This window comes from Comamonas sp. CAH-2 (assembly GCF_009668305.1).
GTDB lineage: Bacteria > Pseudomonadota > Gammaproteobacteria > Burkholderiales > Burkholderiaceae_C > Comamonas > Comamonas aquatica.
The window spans coordinates 1-307 of record NZ_VSWF01000093.1 but is presented as its reverse complement, the minus strand read 5'-3'; the positions used below and the strand labels follow the sequence as shown (position 1 = coordinate 307).

1 rRNA gene is annotated in these 307 nt (G+C 49.8%); it reads left to right on the top strand.

From position 1 onward, the window contains the following. A 5S ribosomal RNA gene (gene rrf / locus FYM52_RS18615) occupies positions 1 to 90 on the top strand; the annotation flags it as partial. Positions 91 to 307 lie beyond the last annotated feature (217 nt).

The window sequence follows — 307 nt, the reverse complement described above, 5'->3', positions numbered from 1 at the left end:
CCCACTCCTTCCCATCCCGAACAGGACAGTGAAACGACTTTGCGCCGATGATAGTGCGGATTCCCGTGTGAAAGTAGGTCATCGCCAGGCTCTTACAGCAAGAAACGCCCAGTCGAGCGACTGGGCGTTTTCTCTTCCCTTCAAGTGCTTGCAAAGCGCTGTTGAGGTGAAAAGAAAGCGTTAAAAGCGTTTTTGTGCTGCGAAAGCAGTGCTACAATACAAGGCTTCGCTGATCACGGCGAAGCAAGAAATCTGAAGTGATTCAGGTTTGCATCTTTAAAAAGATACAGCCGATAAGCGTGGGCGT